The sequence below is a fragment of the Sporosarcina saromensis genome (assembly GCF_054901285.1).
On record NZ_CM142738.1, the window covers coordinates 602,501 to 621,832 of the forward strand.

At 44.7% G+C, this 19,332-nt stretch carries 16 protein-coding genes and 1 tRNA gene (1 of these 17 running past the window's edge); 1 reads left to right on the forward strand and 16 read right to left on the reverse strand.

The window, feature by feature from the left end; all coding sequences use genetic code 11:
* The 14 genes from lysS to ACVHUV_RS02960 form a co-directional block, all read right to left on the reverse strand.
* Positions 1-1,327, reverse strand: the 5' portion of a protein-coding gene (gene lysS, locus ACVHUV_RS02895) for a lysine--tRNA ligase (RefSeq protein WP_462086069.1). Its footprint begins 164 nt before the window's first position; 1,327 of the gene's 1,491 nt are visible here — the first part of the coding sequence; it begins with the start codon at positions 1,325-1,327; the stop codon falls past the left edge of the window.
* Between the two features lie 215 nt (positions 1,328-1,542).
* The gene (gene folK / locus ACVHUV_RS02900; protein WP_371391664.1) at positions 1,543-2,031 is read right to left on the reverse strand and encodes a 2-amino-4-hydroxy-6-hydroxymethyldihydropteridine diphosphokinase; all 489 of its coding nucleotides are present in this window, start codon (positions 2,029-2,031) and stop codon (positions 1,543-1,545) included.
* On the reverse strand, positions 2,028-2,396 hold the full coding sequence (folB, locus tag ACVHUV_RS02905) for a dihydroneopterin aldolase (protein WP_371391665.1): 369 nt from the start codon (positions 2,394-2,396) through the stop codon (positions 2,028-2,030). The genes folK and folB overlap by 4 nt, the downstream gene beginning before the upstream one ends.
* Positions 2,397-2,418: 22 nt before the next feature.
* Positions 2,419-3,273: a dihydropteroate synthase gene (gene folP, locus ACVHUV_RS02910; protein ID WP_462086070.1), complete on the reverse strand. Its 855-nt coding sequence runs from the start codon at positions 3,271-3,273 to the stop codon at positions 2,419-2,421.
* Between the two features lie 4 nt (positions 3,274-3,277).
* Entirely contained in the window at positions 3,278-4,129 is an 852-nt protein-coding gene (gene pabC / locus ACVHUV_RS02915; RefSeq protein ID WP_371391667.1) for an aminodeoxychorismate lyase, read from the reverse strand.
* Positions 4,130-4,145: 16 nt separating this feature from the next.
* Complete coding sequence (locus ACVHUV_RS02920; protein WP_462086071.1) at positions 4,146-5,573, reverse strand: anthranilate synthase component I family protein; 1,428 nt, start codon at positions 5,571-5,573, stop codon at positions 4,146-4,148.
* 127 nt (positions 5,574-5,700) lie between these two features.
* Complete coding sequence (gene cysK, locus ACVHUV_RS02925; RefSeq protein ID WP_462086072.1) at positions 5,701-6,627, reverse strand: cysteine synthase A; 927 nt, start codon at positions 6,625-6,627, stop codon at positions 5,701-5,703.
* A gap of 204 nt (positions 6,628-6,831) precedes the next feature.
* Positions 6,832-7,755 (reverse strand): peptidylprolyl isomerase, encoded by a 924-nt coding sequence (locus ACVHUV_RS02930; protein ID WP_462086073.1) that lies wholly within the window; start codon positions 7,753-7,755, stop codon positions 6,832-6,834.
* Complete coding sequence (gene hslO, locus ACVHUV_RS02935; protein ID WP_462086074.1) at positions 7,733-8,620, reverse strand: Hsp33 family molecular chaperone HslO; 888 nt, start codon at positions 8,618-8,620, stop codon at positions 7,733-7,735. Before hslO ends, ACVHUV_RS02930 begins: the two co-directional genes overlap by 23 nt.
* Before the next feature lie 15 nt (positions 8,621-8,635).
* Entirely contained in the window at positions 8,636-9,400 is a 765-nt protein-coding gene (locus ACVHUV_RS02940; RefSeq protein ID WP_317945963.1) for a type III pantothenate kinase, read from the reverse strand.
* A gap of 266 nt (positions 9,401-9,666) precedes the next feature.
* Positions 9,667-11,685 carry an ATP-dependent zinc metalloprotease FtsH gene (gene ftsH, locus ACVHUV_RS02945; RefSeq protein WP_317945865.1) on the reverse strand — a complete coding sequence of 673 codons (2,019 nt, stop codon included), beginning with the start codon at positions 11,683-11,685 and terminating at the stop codon, positions 9,667-9,669.
* A gap of 207 nt (positions 11,686-11,892) precedes the next feature.
* Complete coding sequence (hpt, locus tag ACVHUV_RS02950; protein WP_317945867.1) at positions 11,893-12,435, reverse strand: hypoxanthine phosphoribosyltransferase; 543 nt, start codon at positions 12,433-12,435, stop codon at positions 11,893-11,895.
* A gap of 30 nt (positions 12,436-12,465) precedes the next feature.
* Positions 12,466-13,851, reverse strand: coding sequence for a tRNA lysidine(34) synthetase TilS (gene tilS, locus ACVHUV_RS02955; protein ID WP_462086075.1), 1,386 nt, complete (start codon positions 13,849-13,851; stop codon positions 12,466-12,468).
* A 24-nt stretch (positions 13,852-13,875) separates the two neighbouring features.
* Positions 13,876-16,284 (reverse strand): SpoIIE family protein phosphatase, encoded by a 2,409-nt coding sequence (locus tag ACVHUV_RS02960; RefSeq protein ID WP_317945869.1) that lies wholly within the window; start codon positions 16,282-16,284, stop codon positions 13,876-13,878.
* Positions 16,285-16,492: 208 nt separating this feature from the next.
* Here ACVHUV_RS02960 and ACVHUV_RS02965 point away from each other — a divergent pair.
* Positions 16,493-16,566: transfer RNA gene (locus ACVHUV_RS02965), tRNA-Met, on the forward strand.
* Positions 16,567-18,357: 1,791 nt separating this feature from the next.
* Here the strand turns inward: ACVHUV_RS02965 and ACVHUV_RS02970 are convergent.
* Complete coding sequence (locus ACVHUV_RS02970) at positions 18,358-18,777, reverse strand: S1 domain-containing RNA-binding protein (RefSeq protein ID WP_317945870.1); 420 nt, start codon at positions 18,775-18,777, stop codon at positions 18,358-18,360.
* Between the two features lie 126 nt (positions 18,778-18,903).
* Complete coding sequence (locus tag ACVHUV_RS02975; RefSeq protein WP_317945872.1) at positions 18,904-19,320, reverse strand: FtsB family cell division protein; 417 nt, start codon at positions 19,318-19,320, stop codon at positions 18,904-18,906.
* Between the last annotated feature and the right edge of the window lie 12 nt (positions 19,321-19,332).

Below are 19,332 nucleotides of genomic sequence, written 5' to 3' on the forward strand. Positions count from 1 at the left end.
CGTTTCCTTGCTCCTTCTCGACAAGCTGCGCTTCAAATCGTGCACGCTGATCGATTGGATCGTTTAATTCAGTAAATGCGTTTGCATGTTCACGTCGTACAATGAACAATTCAAAGCGATCTGTGAAGCGAGCATCTTCTGGATTTTTCTTTGCAAGTGGAGAAATCTCTACCGGATGTCCATAGATGAACGTTGGTTGAACAAGTTGTTCTTCTACTTTTTGTTCAAAGAATTCATTTAGAACATGTCCAACTTCCATCATAGCCGTTACTTCAACACCATGTTCTTTTGCAAGTGCATGGGCTTCTTCTTTCGTCATCTCTTGCCAGAAGTCTGCGCCTGTGAATTCTTTAACAGCATCTGCCATATGCATGCGTTTCCAGCCTGGTGATAAATCAATAATGTCTTCACCGTACTGTACTTGCGTCGTTCCAAGCACATCTTGAGCCATGTAGGAAATCATGTTTTCCGTTAGTTCCATAATATCGTTGTAATCTGCATACGCTTCATATAACTCCATCATTGTGAATTCAGGGTTATGGCGCGTAGAGATTCCTTCGTTACGGAATACACGACCGACTTCATACACCTTCTCAAGTCCACCAACGATTAGGCGTTTCAAATGGAGCTCGATTGCGATTCGCATGTAAAGCGTCATATCCAATGCATTGTGATGTGTAATGAAAGGACGCGCTGTTGCACCGCCTGCAATTGAATGAAGCATTGGTGTTTCAACTTCCAAAAATCCTTGTCCATCCAAATAACGACGCATCGATTGGATGATTCGGCTTCTTGTAATGAAAGTCTCTTTGCTCTCTTCAGAAGAAATTAAGTCCAAGTACCGCTGACGGTAACGTTGTTCAATATCTTTCAATCCGTGGAATTTATCCGGTAACGGGCGAAGTGCTTTTGTCAGGAAAGTAAATTCCGTTGCTTTAATAGAAAGTTCGCCAACTTTCGTTTTAAAGACATTTCCTTTCACACCGACGATGTCACCTAAATCTGCACTGTTGAACAAAGCATATGCTTCTTCTCCAATTGCATCTTGACGTACGTAGATTTGAACTTGGCCACCGAGGTCCTGGATGTGTGCAAATCCAGCCTTCCCTTTGCCTCGCTTCGTCATAATACGGCCTGCAATTTTCACTTCATGCACCGTTTCGTCCAATTCTTCTTTCGTTAAGCCCTCATAAGCTTCACGGATTTCATTGGAAAGATGCGTCCGCTCAAATCTTGAACCGAATGGATCAAGTCCGTTTTCGCGTAATTCATCCATCTTCTGGCGTCTCACCAAAAGCTGGTCGTTCAATTCATCCAAATGGGACATTTCCTTCACTCCTTCATCAGTTATCCCTCACGCCCGCTGGCATGGTTCTATTGTACACAAACTCCTTATGTAAAAAAAGCCGCCACGTACATGACGACTTGTACTAAGACAATACGTACCCTATCCAATTGGCTGTTCTTCATCTAGCCACAGAGCTAGTTTTCAGCATTACCATGAACGTCTTCTAATTATACAGGGATGAATGTCGAGACCGTTCATTTCCCTACACGCAAGAAATTGTCGACATCCGATACCTCTTGCCAACGCATAACGCCACTGCCATCCACTTCAATAGGTACTAAGGTAGGTGCAATTTCCAATAGAGGCACAAGAACAAACGCACGTTCGCGCATGCGCGGATGCGGCACGATTAAGTTCTCTGATTCAATATTGTCGTTATTATACAGTAAAATGTCAAGGTCAACAGTCCGAGGACCCCATCTAATAATTCTCTCACGACCTAGTCCATTTTCGATTTCTTGACACACTGCCAATAATTCGTGAGCATCCAATGAAGTTTCCAAACAGACAACTATATTGAGAAAATCCGCTTGGTCCGTATAGCCGACAGGTTTTGTTTCGTAAACAGAAGACACCTTCACAACATGTATTTCAGCATGCCCATGAAGTGTACGGACAGCTTCAGTCAAATGGTGCAACCGGTCACCTATATTAGAACCGATTGAAAGGTAGGAGACGTTCACACAAATTGCCCCCTTGTAATGTCTACAGATACAGATGCATAATGACCGCGAATCGGCGGATCGGGTTTGATAAGCACAACGCGCACACCTCGTACTTGCGCGGCAAATTGACTAAGAATCACGTCTGCGATGTTTTCAGCGACCGCTTCAATCAACTTCCTCGGCTCCCCTTCGACAACGTCACGACATAGATTGAACACCTCAGCGTAGTTGACGGTCTTTGCCAGATCATCTGTCTTACCTGCATCCGCCAAATCGACCGCTAACGAGACGTTCGCCCGAAAACGCTGCCCTAACACCGTTTCTTCCTTTAAAGCTCCATGGTATCCGTAAAACTCCATTTCATTCACATGAATATAGTCCACTACACATTCACCCGCTTTCTAGTCAATTCACACCTACAGCAACTTTGGCTGATAGAACATCCATCATTTTCACCATGCGTGAAACCTCTTTCACATCATGTACGCGCATAATATGACACCCATGATCAATACCATAGCAAACTGTAGCGCCTGTTCCTTCCATTCGTTCATCGACCGGCAAATCCAAAATTTTGCCGATCATCGACTTGCGCGAAGTCCCAAGCAGGACAGGATACCCCATATTCGAAATTCGACGTAAACCTTGCATCGTTAATACATTTTGCTCAACACTTTTCGCAAAACCGATTCCTGGATCTAACCATATATCCCCTTCAGGCACACCTGCATTCCTTGCAATGTTCACACTTTCTTGTAAATCTGCAAGCACTTCCTCCATAAAATCTCCGCTATATTCAGCTCTCTCACGGTTATGCATCAGAATAATAGGTGCACCATACGCAGCCGCCACATCCGCAATACGCGGCTCACGTTTCGCGCCCCATACATCATTAATGATTCGAGCGCCCGCTTTTAACGCCTCTTCCGCTACCCCCGATTTATACGTATCGATTGAAATGACACAATCTAGTTCACGAGCCAATGCTTCAATGACTGGGACAGTTCGTTCCAACTCTTCCTCCAGCGGAACAGGGGCATGACCCGGTCGAGTGGACTCTCCGCCAATATCAATAATTTTCGCGCCATCTCGCAACATTTGTTGAGCGTGTAAAAGCGCTGCATCGATTTGCCCGTATTTTCCTCCATCTGAAAACGAATCCGGTGTAACATTCAAGATCCCCATTACAACCGTTTCCCTATGAAAATCAATTGTCATCTGACCGAAACGATACGTGTCTCTCGCTTTCATTAATTCCATCTCGTTAACCTTCTTTCCTATCAGCAATCGCCTGAACATATCGTTCATGCAGTTTGTTAGTATAAACACCCGATGCACCCGGCAATGGTTTGTCTCCTATTTGAAGCAATGGCACAAGTTCTTGGACCGCATTTGAAATGAACACCTCATCAGCTTGCTCCACAACACTTTTTGGGAAGAATCCTTCATGTACCCGCATACCAGCTTCCTCAGCGATCACCAACACAAACGCGCGCGTAATTCCTGGTAAGATGCCTGTTTCAATGGAAGGCGTAAATAACATGCCATCTTTTATCCAAAATACATTTGAAGTAATTCCTTCTGCCACATAGCCTTCTGCAGTGACAAAAATTCCTTCCTGTTCTTTTAGCGACGGTAATTCCAATCGTCCCTTTACATTGTTCATGTAATTATGCGATTTGTGCCGCACACTACTTTCCGGAAGGTTGCGCAGAGTTTCAAGCCACACACCCTTCTTCGGTGTCCCTCTCTCTACTTGAGGCAACTCTTTACGGAATAAAATGACGTTTGGTGAGTCATATCGTGAAGGGGCAAGTCCAATTTCGTGGGTCCCAGCCGAGATATTCAGACGGAAATACCCGTCGCGATCAGCTGACAAAGCTGTTAGCCTTTGAACTGCCGCACGAATCTCTTCAGTCGTATAAGGCATTGAAATGCGGTACTCTTCTAACGCGCGGGCTAGTCGTTCCATATGTTCCTCGAATAAAAACACATGCCCGTCATACGTCCTAAACGTTTCAAAAAAGCCAATTCCATATAAAAAACCGTGATCAAACGGTGAAATGAGCAATTCTTCTGCCCGCTTGTATTCACCGTTCATCCAACAGTATTGCATGAGGAAAACCTACCTTTCACGCCTTAGCAACCGATGCTTTTTCAGCCATTTCTTTCGCTTGCCAAAGTGCTTTCGCTTTGTTCAACGACTCCACATATTCTGCTCGCGGATTAGAATCAGCAACTAATCCCGCCCCCGCTTGAATATGCGCAACACCGTCTTTGATATAAGCGGATCGAATGACGATATTCAATTCTAAATCACCGTTAAAACCGATCCAACCGATAGAACCGGTATACAAACCTCTACGTGTCGGTTCCAACTCTTCAATAATCTCCATCGTCCGCAGTTTCGGTGAACCCGTAATGGATCCGCCCGGAAATACCCCTTTAATAATTGCAGCAGTAGACAAGTCAGGCGCAGCGGTTCCTCGGACATTTGAAACGAGATGCATGACGTGTGAATAGCGTTCGATTACCATGAATTCATCCGTTTCGACGGTTTCTGGAACACAAACTTTACCGAAATCCTCAAGCTCTTGCTCAACAAGCATAATGTGTTCGCCTTTTTCCTTCTCGTTTGACAGAAGTTCCTGTTCAAGCGCTTGATCTTCCTGCAAAGATGCACCTCTAGGACGGGTACCACCAATCGGGCGCGTGCTCAATTCATTGCCTCGTTTTTTCAGCAATAATTCGGGAGAACCTGAGACAACCGCAAACTCTTTCGCTCCAATGGACGCCATATAAGGGGACGGGTTAAATGAACGCAATGCTTCGTACATAGCAAGCGGTTCAACCTCTAGCGCTTTTGATTGGCGGACGGAAAGATTCACTTGATTGACTTCTTGCACCTCAATGTAGCGTTGAACGTCCCGAACCATTTGTTCAAATTGAGGACCTGTTACTGAAACGTCAATGTTTTCGGGTCTGTTGAATTCTACAGCAGTACCACCCGCTTCATGGACACGTTTTTTCTCACCGATTGCAGCAGCTTGCAACCACTCCGCTTCCACTACTTCAGGATTTAGTCCGCGTTCAGGTAACGTCATGAACGTCACAACTTCATCTTCAACGTCCAATACTGCCCAACGGTCAAATAAATAGAAGAATATATCCGGAGTGTCGAGGTCATCTTTCGCAATCTCGGGAATTGGCTCGTATGTTCTCGCATAGTCATAGCTTACAAAACCAATGACACCGCCTTGGTAATCTGGTAGTTCTGGAAGGTAATCCACATTCATCGAACGGACGAAATCAGCTACCAGTTCAAGCGGTTCACCTGTTCTCACTTCTGTCGTCCCATCCCGCCATACCAACTCAAGTGATTGCCCATCTGTACTTTTCATCGTTACAAGGGGGTCTACACCAGCAATACACAACTTCCCGACGCGCCCACTTTCCAATAGCACATGCTCTTCACTCGTTTGGGCAAGTTCTTTATACGCATAAAAGAATTGCTCTTTCGTCATATTTGCTTTCTTGTAATTCGGAAACACACGCTTCATATCGTTTTCCCCCACATCTCGTAATATCATTATCTTACTATCTGAAGAACTGTTTAGGCTACAAAAAACGACATGTGCAATGATTCCCATTTACAAAAAAGAGAGCACTTAGGCTCTCTCTTTCTACTTATTCTTCTTCGAATTGATAAAGTGGTGTACTTAAGTACCGTTCACCATTGGAAGGGAGCACAGCAACAACCGTTTTCCCTTTTCCGAGTTGTTCTGCAACTTGTAGTGCTGCAAAAATTGCTGCGCCGGATGAAACACCACCCAAAATCCCTTCTTCGCGAGCTGCCCGTCTTGCTAGATCATACGCATCTTCGTTGGACACTTGAATAATCTCGTCGTACACATCCGTATCAAGAACTTTAGGCACAAAACCTGCACCAATCCCTTGTATCTTATGTGGTCCTGGTTGACCACCTGACAATACCGGTGAATCTGCCGGCTCAACAGCAACAATTTTCACCCCTGGAAAACGTTCTTTCAACACAGAACCGACTCCTGTTATAGTGCCCCCTGTGCCGATTCCAGCAATAAATGCATCAACTTGGTCGAATGCATCTGCAATTTCCGGTCCCGTCGTCAAGCGGTGTACTTCCGGATTATGTTCATTGTTAAATTGCTGCGGCATGAACCAACCGTTTTGCGCGGACAGCTCCTCCGCTTTCGCAATGGCCCCTTTCATCCCTTCAGCACCAGGTGTCAATACAAGATCAGCACCATATGCACGAAGAAGATTACGTCGCTCCATGCTCATAGTGTCTGGCATGACGAGTACAGCTTTGTACCCTTTTGCCGCCGCAATCATAGCGAGACCAATCCCCGTATTGCCGCTCGTCGGCTCAATAATCGTGCTTCCTTCTTTCAAATCGCCCGTCTTTTCAGCAGCTTCAATCATCGCAAGCGCAATGCGGTCTTTCACACTGGAACCCGGATTGAAGTATTCCAATTTCAAATAGATATCCGCACTATCTGTGTTCCCCATACGATTCAATTTCACGAGTGGCGTTTTACCGACAAGGTCCGCTACTGTATTTCCGACTCTACTCATGCATATCCTCTCCCAATTCCTACTTATTTGATATGTTTTATAGTATTAATTGTATACCGCTTTTGTGATACGTGTCAAACGATACCTACATACATTATTACCGATTTCCCTATCTCGATTCGGCAACTCTGTGCCCCTTCAACCTTCAAAAAATAAAAAAACTGTCTTGACCTAACATGTTCAGTAGGTCGAGACAGTCATCAGTTACTTTCCATAATACCATTCTGCGTCAAATTCTTTCCAAAACGCTTCTGGATTCACCGTTTGAGGCAATTGTTCAAGCGCTAGTTCTCTGCGGATATGTTCTTCAACTTCTTTGAAGTCGAATGATCTCCCTTTAATAATTTCATTCACTTGAATGAGCGCATATGTACCATCTTGAAGATGTACTAATTTACCGACTTTGCCCTCTTTCGTCTTAACAGCAGCTTCATAGATTGCAGGATCGATCGTTTCTGTGTCTGCATTAATGTAGCCAATGTCACCACCTAGACTTGCGGAAGCTAGATCGGTTGACAGTTCCTTCGCCAAAGCGTCAAAGCTGGAGCCTTTCGCTATTTCATCCAATGCTTGTTCTGCCTCTTTTTTCGTCGGCACAATAATGACCGATGTCCGGTAAGCGGTTAATATGTTAAACAGCGATTCGTTCTCCTTATAAAAAGACCGCACCGCATCGTCTTCTATGAGGACATCATGTGTAAGCACTTTGTCTAAAATAAGCGAGGAACGGATTCGTTGTCGCGTTTGCTCGATGTCCAAACCGGAATGGGAGCGCCCGTCAACAGACGTGATGAGGGCGAGTTCCAAGTCAATTTCCTTATCCGTCACGTCGATGCCGTATTTCTCTGCCGCCGTTTCCATCACTTTATGGTTCACAAGTTCGAGTAACACTTCCCGACCGACTTCCTTTTCCATCGCTGTCATCCATTGTTCCCTCGTAATCGGGTCACCCGCGACCGAAGCAACCACTTCTTCCGGTTGCTTCGATTTATTTGGGATTAACCATCCAATGAACCACAAGAGGTTGCAGACAAAAAGAATTGCAATTAAAACGAGCAATGGCTTCGTTTTTAACTTCCTTCTTTGAGGCGCCGTCTCCTGGGCGTTAGGATTTCGATTGTATTTCATCGATAAAACCTTCTAATTCTTCTTGAGGGAACAAGTATCGTTCATTACAAAAATGGCATTCCGCTTCGGCTTGCCCATCCTCATCGATCATCTCTCGAATTTCCTGTTCGCCAAGACCGATAATTGCGTTGCCAAAACGCTCTTTGGAGCAGTTACATCGGAAAGAGACATCCATTTTGTCGAGAACTTCCACATTGCCTGCACCAAGTACTTCTTCCAATACTTGCTCAGGCGTTAAACCGCGGTTGATCATACTGGAAATCGGTTCTATAGAAGCAAGCTTTTCTTCAAGCTGACTAATCGTTTCCTCGGTAGCCCCTGGCATTACTTGAATGATGAATCCACCCGCTGCCTTTATTGTATTATCCGGATTCACGAGTACACCTAGCGCTACAGCAGAAGGAACTTGTTCAGACACTACGAAGTATTGTGTGAAGTCCTCTGCAATTTCTCCAGAGACGATTGGAACTTGACCTGTAAAATAATCCCGGAGACCAAGATCTTTCACGACTGTAATCATACCTTCCGTCCCGACAGCTCGACGAACATCCAACTTTCCTTTTTCATTTAAATCAAAGTGCGTTTGCGGATAAGTAATGTATCCTCTCACTTCTCCACGCGCATTCGCATCGACGACAATCGGTCCAGCTGGTCCGTTCCCTTCGACTTTCACCGTCAGCTTATCGTTCCCTTTCATCATGACACCCATCATCAATCCAGCGGTCATCGTTCTGCCTAACGCTGCAGCCGCAGTTGGCCAAACGTTATGTCTTTTCTGCGCTTCCGCAACCGTTTCTGTCGAATCGACTGCATATGCACGAATCGTCCCATCAAAAGCCAATGCTTTTAGTAAATAATCACTCATTCATTTCTACTCCTTTTAAACGTTTCTTTCGTAAATTAAGTGCAATCCTTTTAACGTAAGGAAGTTATCGACAATATCGATCACTTCTGTTTCACTAGCAATCAGCTCCGCCAATCCACCTGTCGCAATAACAGTCGGCTCAACCTTACTGTGTGCCTTCATCCGATTAACAATACCTTCAACAAGCCCTACATAGCCATATACAATCCCCGCTTGCATTGCAGAAACTGTATTCTTCCCAATAATATGATCCGGACGCGTCAATTCAACACGCGGCAACTTGGACGCCCTGTCAAATAGAGCCTCCATGGAAATACCAATACCAGGTGCGATCGAGCCTCCCATGTATTCACCTTTTTCATTCACATAACAAAATGTTGTAGCCGTTCCAAAATCCACGATAATGAGCGAATTGCCGTACTCATGGATCGCCGCTACCGCATTCACAATCCGGTCAGCTCCAACTTCACGCGGGTTCTCGTATTTAATATTCAAGCCTGTTTTCACACCTGGTCCCACAACGAGGGGACGCATATTAAAATACTTCCGACACATCTGCTCAAGCGGAAACATAACAGGCGGAACAACAGAAGAAATAATAATGCCTTTAATATCCTCAAATTTTAGTCCGACGTGAGAGAAAAGCGCCTTTACAGACATCGCATACTCATCTTCCGTCTTTTGTCGATACGTTTCCATGCGCCAATGATATTTCAGCGCGCCATGTTCATATACACCAAGGACGATATTCGTATTACCCGTATCCAATACTAAGATCATTTTCATTTCCTCGCTAACATTCGTCATTTTCCAAAACATCATAACATAATACAAAAGCGGAGGGTGGCGTCTAGGCTCGACAGGCGCTGGAAGAAATGAAAAAAAGGCGTTCTTTGCCTTTATTTTATTTCTGAAGCGACCCGAGAGACTGCCACCCGGAGTCTGGACGATACAAAAGCGGAGGGTGGCGTCAAGGCTTTACACATTAAAAAAACAGCCGACTGCCTTTAAAAAGCAGCCGACCGTCGCAAGTCATTTTATTCGGATCAATCTCTTCGCTGTTCATCGATCGGAGGAAGCGTCGTGTCGCCTTCATTCTCCTTTGGCAGATCGCCAGTCGATGGATCAGTTGGAGCTCCTGTAGAATCAGGATTTACTTCATCTTTCACTTCAGATTCTTCATCTGCTTTTGCAGCTGCACCATTGCCATTTTGCTCATAAGCACGTACCGGCAATGTACCATGATCTTTCAAGTGATTGATTTGTTCAGCATCCAACGTCTCAACTTCAAGAAGTGTATTTGCGATCAAGTCAAGAAGCTCACGGTTTTCCGTCAGGATTGTTCTTGTACGCTCATACTGTTCCTTAATAATACGTTGCATCTCTTGATCAATTTCGTACGCAATCGACTCAGAGTAGTTTTGTTCGGAATTAAAGTCTCTTCCAAGGAACACATTTCCACCTTGCGCCTGACCAAATTGCATCGGTCCGAGCTTATCACTCATCCCATATTCCGTTACCATGGAACGAGCAATGCCCGTAGCACGTTGGAAGTCATTATGTGCCCCAGTTGATACTTCGCCAAGAACGATTTCTTCCGCAACACGCCCGCCGAGTAAGCCGGCAACTTTATCGAGAAGCTCAGGCTTCGTCATGAAGTAACGGTCTTCTTTCGGAAGCATGACTGCATATCCACCCGCCTGGCCGCGAGGTACAATTGTAACTTTATGGACAATTTCGGCATCATCCAACATAAGACCAACTACGACGTGTCCCGCTTCGTGGAACGCTACAATATTTCTTTCTTTCTTTGAAATAACTCGTGTCGTCTTAGCCGGACCTGCGATGACGCGATCTGTCGCTTCATCGATATCTGCCATATCGATTTTCGCTTTTCCTCGTCTTGCCGCAACAAGTGCCGCTTCGTTCAGTAGGTTTTCAAGGTCTGCACCCGAGAAACCTGGTGTACGTTGTGCTAACGCCTTCATGTTGACAGTATCGTCAAGAGGCTTATTACGCGCATGCACTTTAAGTACCGCTTCACGTCCTTTTACATCCGGACGACCGACCGTAATTTGACGGTCAAAACGTCCTGGACGAAGAAGTGCAGGGTCTAGAATATCCGGACGGTTCGTAGCTGCAACGATGATAATCCCTTCGTTACCATCGAATCCATCCATTTCAACTAATAGTTGGTTCAACGTCTGTTCACGCTCATCGTGTCCGCCACCGAGACCAGCGCCACGTTGACGACCCACTGCATCGATCTCATCGATAAAGATGATACATGGAGCATTCTTTTTCGCATTTTCAAACAAGTCACGAACACGGGACGCACCGACCCCGACGAACATCTCAACGAAATCCGAACCGGAAATCGAGAAGAACGGAACGCCGGCTTCACCAGCAACTGCTCGCGCCAAAAGTGTCTTACCTGTACCCGGAGGACCTACTAACAAAATACCTTTTGGAATACGAGCCCCAAGTTCAGCAAACTTACGTGAATCCTTTAGGAAGTCAACTACTTCTTCAAGCTCTTGCTTCTCTTCATCCGCACCCGCTACATCCGTGAATCGGACTTTCTTGCGGTCATCCGAGTGAAGCTTAGCCTTACTCTTACCAAAGTTCATGACACGGCCGCCACCGCCGCCTTGCGCTTGATTTAACAAGAAGAAGAACAGGATGATAATAATGATAAAAGGAACCAACCCTGTGAAAAAGGCTACCCAAGCACTGGTTTCAGGCATTTTTTCAACAACGATTTCGGGGTTGTTCGATTCACCGATTGCTTCTAGCTTCTCCATAAGCGTTGTATCGTTATGCAGGACATTCGTAGTGAATTTCTCCCCTTCTTTTGCCCCTTTCATAACACCTTCAACTGTCAGAACGCCAGCGTCCGGTTGCAACGTCATAGACGCAATATCGCCTTTTTCTAACGCATCGTAAAATTGATCGTACCGAATCACTTCCGTCTTCGGATTCGGATTATTTAGTGAACTGAATATCCCCATTATTGCAAGGAAAATCAATCCGTATAATAGAAAGTATCGAAGTATACGATTCATCCCAAGCCTCCTCATTTCTTCAACAGAAAACTATTGTAAATCTTATCATATAACGAATTCACACTTCAAAGGAAATGCCTTTCTTGCTAAGGTCTGTTACTAGTGGTAATACATGCTAACCGCGCTACCAACCCACTTATCAAGCAATTTTTTTATCACATGAGGAAGCTTTCCAACAGCCTTCAGAAGAAGAGGACTGCAAGTGAATTAGAAAGAATAGATTTCCTTTTTCAATACGCCGATGTATGGCAAGTTACGATACTTTTCAGCATAATCCAGTCCGTATCCGACAACAAATGCATCTGGGACGAGGAAACCGACATAATCCGCTTTTAAATCGACTTTACGTCCAGTTGGTTTATCAAGTAATGTGACGATTTTAATGGATTTTGCCTTGCGGTATTTGAATAGGTCAACTAAATAGTTCAATGTCTTCCCACTATCAATGATATCTTCAATAATGAGTACATCGCGACCTTCCACACTCGTGTTTAAATCTTTAACAATTTTCACTTCACCTGAAGATACGGTTGCATTTCCGTAGCTTGAAACATCCATGAAATCGAGTTCGATGTATGTGTCAATTCGTTTAATAAGATCGCTCATGAAAGGTAATGCACCTTTTAACACACCTACCGCAAGCGGAAACTTGTCTTGATAGTCAGTAGTCAACTGTGCACCAAGCTCAGCAATTTTTTCTTGAATGTTTTCTTCTGTAATGAGTATTTCTTCGATATCCTTTTGTAACATCGAAAACCCTCTTTTCTTCATAGGATTTTTTTACAACTCTTTGAATCTCAATATGTACCGATCCTGTTCTGTTTTGTGTTTTTTGAACTGGATGCCATATCGTACGCCTGGAATAGCGCAAACTTCATCATTCGCTGTTGTAATGACAGGCAACATATGCCGTTTTTCAGCACTGATTTTTTCATCAATAAAGATTCTTGACAATCGTTTTGGAGCCTTCATGCCTGGCAGTAGCATGCGATCACCTTCCCGTTTGCTTCTGACTCGTAAAGGCAAATCATTTTCTTGAAGCGAGAAATAGCGTTCATTGTCGTCTACTGCATCAATATTATCGGCATCGTCCCAATTCAATAGCCAGTTCCCCCATCTTTGCCACACGCCTTTTTCTAAAGCTACATCCGTGAGTACGAAAGGCTCCTGCCCTTTAACAATGAAAACTTGCTCGTACTCCCGCACGAAACGATATCCTTTCGGGAGGTCTATGGAAACAGTTCCTTGGACGTCCGACAGATGAAATTGAATTAGATTCAATAGTGCTATATTCAACTCAATGGGACTACTTTCCCCATCATAAATATACTTCAATACTAGTGGAATAAAGCGCTTTTGTAAAGCAGTGTGCATGGCAGCAAACCGTTTAACGGAAAAGGTTGGAAGCCCTTCTGCTGTAAAGGAAACATGCGCTGCAACATGTTGCTTCACCAAGCTGTTTAACAAGTTTTCATCGTCTTGTAGGTCAGATGTCATTTTTACGACATTGACAGCTGCTGTAGGTGTTTCCGAGAGGATCTTCGGAATAATATGATGGCGGTATCGGTTCCGTAAGTATGCATCACTTTCATTGCTCGGGTCTTCTCGAAATGCTATCCCATGTTTTCCAACAAACTCTAACAGGTCACGCTTCATCACAGAGAGAAAAGGTCGAATGACCGTTCCACTTTCCATTTGTCTACTTGGACGAATCCCAATAGGCAAACTTCCTTTTGACAACTGCATTAACACCGTCTCCAGTTGATCTTCCGCATGATGAGCGGTTGCCAATAAAGGATACTGTTCCTTTTGCATAATCTCTTCAAAAAACTTATACCTACCTACTCTGCAAACGTCTTGTACATTACCGCCTTCCTCTTCAAGTACGGCTGGTACTGGCACACGACCACCGAAGAAAGGAATCCCAAGTTGCTCACATAAGCCTTGTACAAAACGGCCGTCTTCAGCAGACTCTTCTTCGCGTAACATATGATCGACATGGGCGGCTGCCACTGTCACGTTCCACCTCTCGCGATGGACTGCCAGAAAAAGTAAAAGGGCAACAGAATCCACCCCGCCCGAGCAGGCGACGAGGATTCGTTGACCGGAAGTTAGTAATGCATGTTTTGCAATAAAATCGTATACAGACTTCTCTAACTCACTCATTTTCCGACCTCCATTTCCCTTATTCTACCCTATAACCTTTTCCCGGGAAATAAATCGATTTGTCGGTTTTATTGTCATCCACTTTGGCAAGACGTGGTCCATCTTCATGACGAGAACTGTTCGGTCGTCTGCAACTACACCAAATCGTCGCTCCATTTCAGACATAATCCGGTCCGCCAACTGCTCACAGCCAAGATGTTCGTACTTCTCCAAAATGGCATACAATGCGTCTTCCTGCTTCTCAATCGTATGCTTTGAACTGAATAGGCCATCCGTCAACATCACAACAATATCACCAGCTTTTAGCTCTTCGTTTTTCGCTTCAACAGAAAATGAAGGGAGAAACCCAACAGGCACTGACTTGCTATCGAGACGTAGAAAATCGGGTCCACGCATAATATACGTACTCATCGAGCCAGCTTTCCAAGACCAGAGCCGTCCATCCTGTAAATCAATTAACGCAAGATCCAACGTAGCATACATATCATCCAACCCGTTTAAAGACATCATGTAATGCAACGTATGCATCGCCGTTTCGGGGTCCATTTTACGATCCAAACATTCCCGCATAAGGCGGATGACTTTCCTACTTTCTCGATAAGCGTTCATATCATGTCCCATTCCGTCGGATAGTAATACCGCCGTTAAACCATCATGAATCGGAAATACCTCATATGCATCTCCTGCATGGAATGTCCCCCCTCCGGCAGTAGCGACAATGCCGTATTCCAATGTGAAACGGACAGACGAACAGAACATTAATTGCAAATGCGGAAATGGATCTTGTTGAAAAACCGACTTCTCCACTTTGAACGGTTCACGGTATACTTCCTCAAGCAATGGTAAAATGAGTCTCTCCGCCACTGTCATATCCGTTTCAAAGTCTGACCGCTTCTCCGGTATAGAACAAACAATCCGATAGGCCCCTCTCTCATCTGACAAGATGTCAATTTGATAATATTCAATCCCTTGAGCTTGCATATGCTTCCCAAGTTCTTCTTCCGCGCGATGGTTGACCGTCAGCTCCCCTTTAATATCTTTCATGATTTTCTCTAAATGATTGCTCATATCACGTAATTGCAATGCCAACATTTTCCGACCGTGCTGTAACTGTCCCATAAGCAAGTGGTTTGTAGCCTGCTCCTCAAGCTCGGTAATCAAACCTGAAAAGCGGATACATTTATATTTAATCTTCTCTTCCACACGATGACGTGCCGCTTTCTTGGTGGCTGAGTACGTTGACTCCCACTCATAGAGAAGCCTCGACATTCCTGCTTCATTGTCCTCCCAACATTTCGAATAACGAAAACACGATTGACAAATGGACGGTATTTCTTGAGCTGCAAGTGTATCATCCGATTCAAATCGATCATTCACAAGCGTCGACATGAACTCTGCAAACTGCTGAAAATCAGATAACTGTTCGTCCAATCGGTCAGTTAACCACTTTTGACGCTTCACAGAAATATCCGGCTGATCAGGCTTCATCACAAGTCCAATTGGCTCCACTTTCTTTGTTGGGATAAAGAAAAAAACGAACGTCGCTAACCCAATTGTCGCAAAATGAGAAATATCCAACGGTAACGTCAAGTCATATAGAAGGAAAAAGACAGACACTGCATACCCCCCAGTAGCAATGCCTAGCTTTCCTAATCGCCTCATCGCACCTGCAAAAAAACCGGTCATACCGTACACGGCCATCATTCCTGTGAAGGACAATTCAGCAACACCTGCAATTGCGGCAATCATCATTGCAATTGTCGTCGAAAAAGGGAGACCACCTGCCAACGCTGCCAAAAGGATTGTCAAATGAAGGAGAAAACCTGAGATTGAAATCGGTCCAATCATTAAACTACCCATACCCGTCGTAGCCATAATACCAACAATACAAACGGCCCCTAATCGCTCAGGCGTCCACTGTCCATATAAAATACGCTCCCGATGCGGAAATGCGACAAACAAGAAAAATGTCATGAATAATGCCAAAACAGCTTCAAACCCAATTGTCAGCTGCACATCCACCGGCGTACTTCCGCTATGCATCACAAACTGCCATAACACTTGCACAACGATAATCGCACCCGCCACCGCTAACGGAATCGACTTCCTCGTCCACGGATGCTTACTAACAACATTAAACAACAGCAACTGCAATAAATGGATAACAGCTTGTCCCACACCTAGAAGCGCTCCACCAGCCATTCCCCCAATGAACACAAACACTAAATACTTCCGAAAGCGCAACTGCGCCAACGCCCAGATTGGTAAGAAAAACGGCACCGCCGCATCAAACAACACCGCTTGCGACAAGAAAAACGATCCAAGCAAGAAAAAAGTAGCCATCAACACATACGTCTTCCGCTTCCCCGCCACTTCCAACGCATGACGAATCTGCTGGCCCATCGGCCTCTCCATATTGCCAATCATCTTCATCTCCACATTCCCCCTATGTCTACTTGTCCACGAGTATACATAAGTCAACGTAAAGAATTTGTCTCTTCCTGACAACTCACTCACAAAATCTTTCGACTCATTCCGAAGTCTTTCTTTTTTTAAAACAGTAGTTGACAGACCACGTCGAGCCATGTAATATGATTATTGTCGTTCAGAAAAAGTGGCAAAGCCCTTCGAAGAACAACACGGCGGCGTAGCTCAGCTGGCTAGAGCGTACGGTTCATACCCGTAAGGTCGGGGGTTCGATTCCCTCTGCCGCCATTATAGAAAAGCGAAGAGCGTCGTTTAGCCTCGACAGGTGCTGGAAGCCTGAGGCTAAAGGCGCTCTTTGCCTTTAACCTCAGGCTGAAGCATCCCGAGAGGCTGACGCTCGCAGCTAGACATTTGAAATGCGGAGGCGCCTTGCTTTGCCCCGACAAGCGCTGGAGAGCTTGGACAAAAGGCGTTTTTCCTTTTGCTCCGAGATTGAAGCGACTCGAGGGGCTAGGCGCCGCAGCTAGACAATAGAAATGCGGAAACGGCCGTTCAGGCCCGACAGGCATAAGACAACCCGGCGTGTGGCGCTTTTTGCCACTTAGCCGGGTTTCCTTATGACCCGAGGGACTGGCCGTTGCAGCTGGACATTAGAAATGAAAAAACTGCGACCTGAAAAAAATTAGGTCGCAGTTTTTTCATTATGCAACTCTTTCACTCCACTGTTACAAGATCTTTAATTTGTCAAAATCCATTTAGCACGATTTTTTACTCTGTGGATTCTTGCAATTACCCGCGAAACTTTCAAACTACGCATATTCGCTTCAAACGCGGCATATCTAATCAAAACAACGCATACTTACTCGAAACGCGGCATTATCCTACCAATTCCCGCATAACTCCTCCAAACACGGCATTCTCTCCAAAAACGCCGCATTTCGAACAGCACACTCCACTGTTATTAAGATCGTTAATTTGTCAAAACCCATTTGGCGCGTTTTTTTACTCTATGGATTCTTGCAATTGCCCACGAAACAAAATTCAAACTCCGCATATTCGCTTCAAACGGCGCATATCCCAATCAAAACACCGTATACTTACTCGAAACGCGGCATAATCCCTCCGATTTCCGCATACCCCCTCCAAACACAGCATTCTCTCCCAAAACGCCGCATTTCGAACTGCACATTCCCCTGTTAGTAAGATCTTTAATTTGCCAAAACCCATTTGGCGCGATTTAATTTCCTATGGATTACCGTGATTGCCCGCGAAACAAAATTCAAACTCCGCATATTCGCTTCAAACGCGGCATAATCCCACCGATTTCCGCATAACCCCTCCAAACACAGCATATTCTCCGAAAACGCCGCATTTCGAACTGCACACTCCACTGTTATCAAGATCGTTAATTTGCCAAAACCCATTTGGCGCGATTTAATTTCCTATGGATTACCGTAATTGCCCACGAAACAAAATTCAAACTCCGCATATTCGCTTCAAACGGCGCATATCCCAATCAAAACACCGCATACTTACTCGAAACGCGGCATAATCCCTCCGATTTCCGCATACCCCCTCCAAACACAGCATTCTCTCCCAAAACGCCGCATTCCGAATATACCAATCAACACCTCTAGTATTTTCTAAGCTTCTATAGACTCGCGCCATTAGCTAGTTCGGATGACTGTTTCAAAAATATTGTTTAACAGTAAGCTATCACCAGAAAAAAATTACAGAGATTTCCCGATATATGCTGTTTTAGAAAGAAGTATGCGGCGTTCTCCAGCTAAATGCTGCAATTTACAAAAGTATGCGCCGATCTGCCGAAGTATGCTCCGTTACACAAAAATATGCCGCAATCTCCCGGTATATGCCGTGATCAGTCAAAGTATCCTTGGTCAACAAAGCGCTTCACGTGCAAACGCCCTCCATTCCGTTTTCAATCAAAAGTTCCTAACGTTTCTGTCAAACAATTCCGCTCTAGTCGACGCAGAAAAGCGATCCACCATCTAGAAAGATGTCGGATCGCTTTACATAGTCATAGATTATACATTTTCACTAATTGAAACAGCCAGCAAGTTATCCTCTTCTTGCGCCACGGCCACCGCGTTTAGATTCTGTTGCTCTTTTTAATGAAGTCAGGCGTTCTTCACTGTCTTTCATGAATTTAGCCATTTTTTGCTCAAAATTCTCGGGACGCTCAGTGTGGCTCGGACGGCCACCACCATGACGAGGACGTTGAGGGCGTTGAGGGCGCTCAGCTTCTGGTTTCGCTTTTCTGATCGATAACCCGATTTTACCATCTGTGCCGACATTCATCACTTTCACTTCAACCATGTCGCCAACTTTTAGGTGGTCGTTAATATCTTTAACATAATTGTCCGCCACTTCACTAATATGGACCAGACCAGTTGAACCGCTCGGTAGTTCGACGAACGCACCGAAATTTGTGATCCCTGTAACTTTACCCTGTAACTTGCTGCCTACTTCAATTGACATAAAAAAATTGCTCCTCCTTAAGATTTAAACGACTTCATACAGAAGCCTTTTTACCATATCACGAGTCCTGCAAAAAGCAGAATCCTTACTTTCATTATAGCCAACAAAAAAAGAGTGTCAATAAGACTACTCTTTTCCGTCATCTTTTTCGTCGTTTTTCTTCTTTTTTTCAGGTAATGAAAAGATGATTTCATTTTTATCAGATAAAAAATACTCTTTACGAGCTAGCTTTGCAATATACTCTTCGTCATCGAGTTTAACAAGTTGTCGTTTAAGAAGCGCTTGTTCATCTTTCACTTCTTCCAACTTTGCTAACGTCTCCACTTTTTCCTGTTCCTTCTTTTCCAACGTCTGCTGTTGCTGGATGTACATATTCGTTAAGCCACCAAATACGACAAATGCAACTAACGCATAAAGAAACATTTTTTTACGGAGCCGCTTCTTTTGCTTGTTTCTCCACATTTCTTTCTTTTGCAACGAGCGGACATATTCAGTTTCAATTGATGCAACGGTCGTGGATGATTTCCTTTTCCTTTGCTCCATGTCTACACTCCC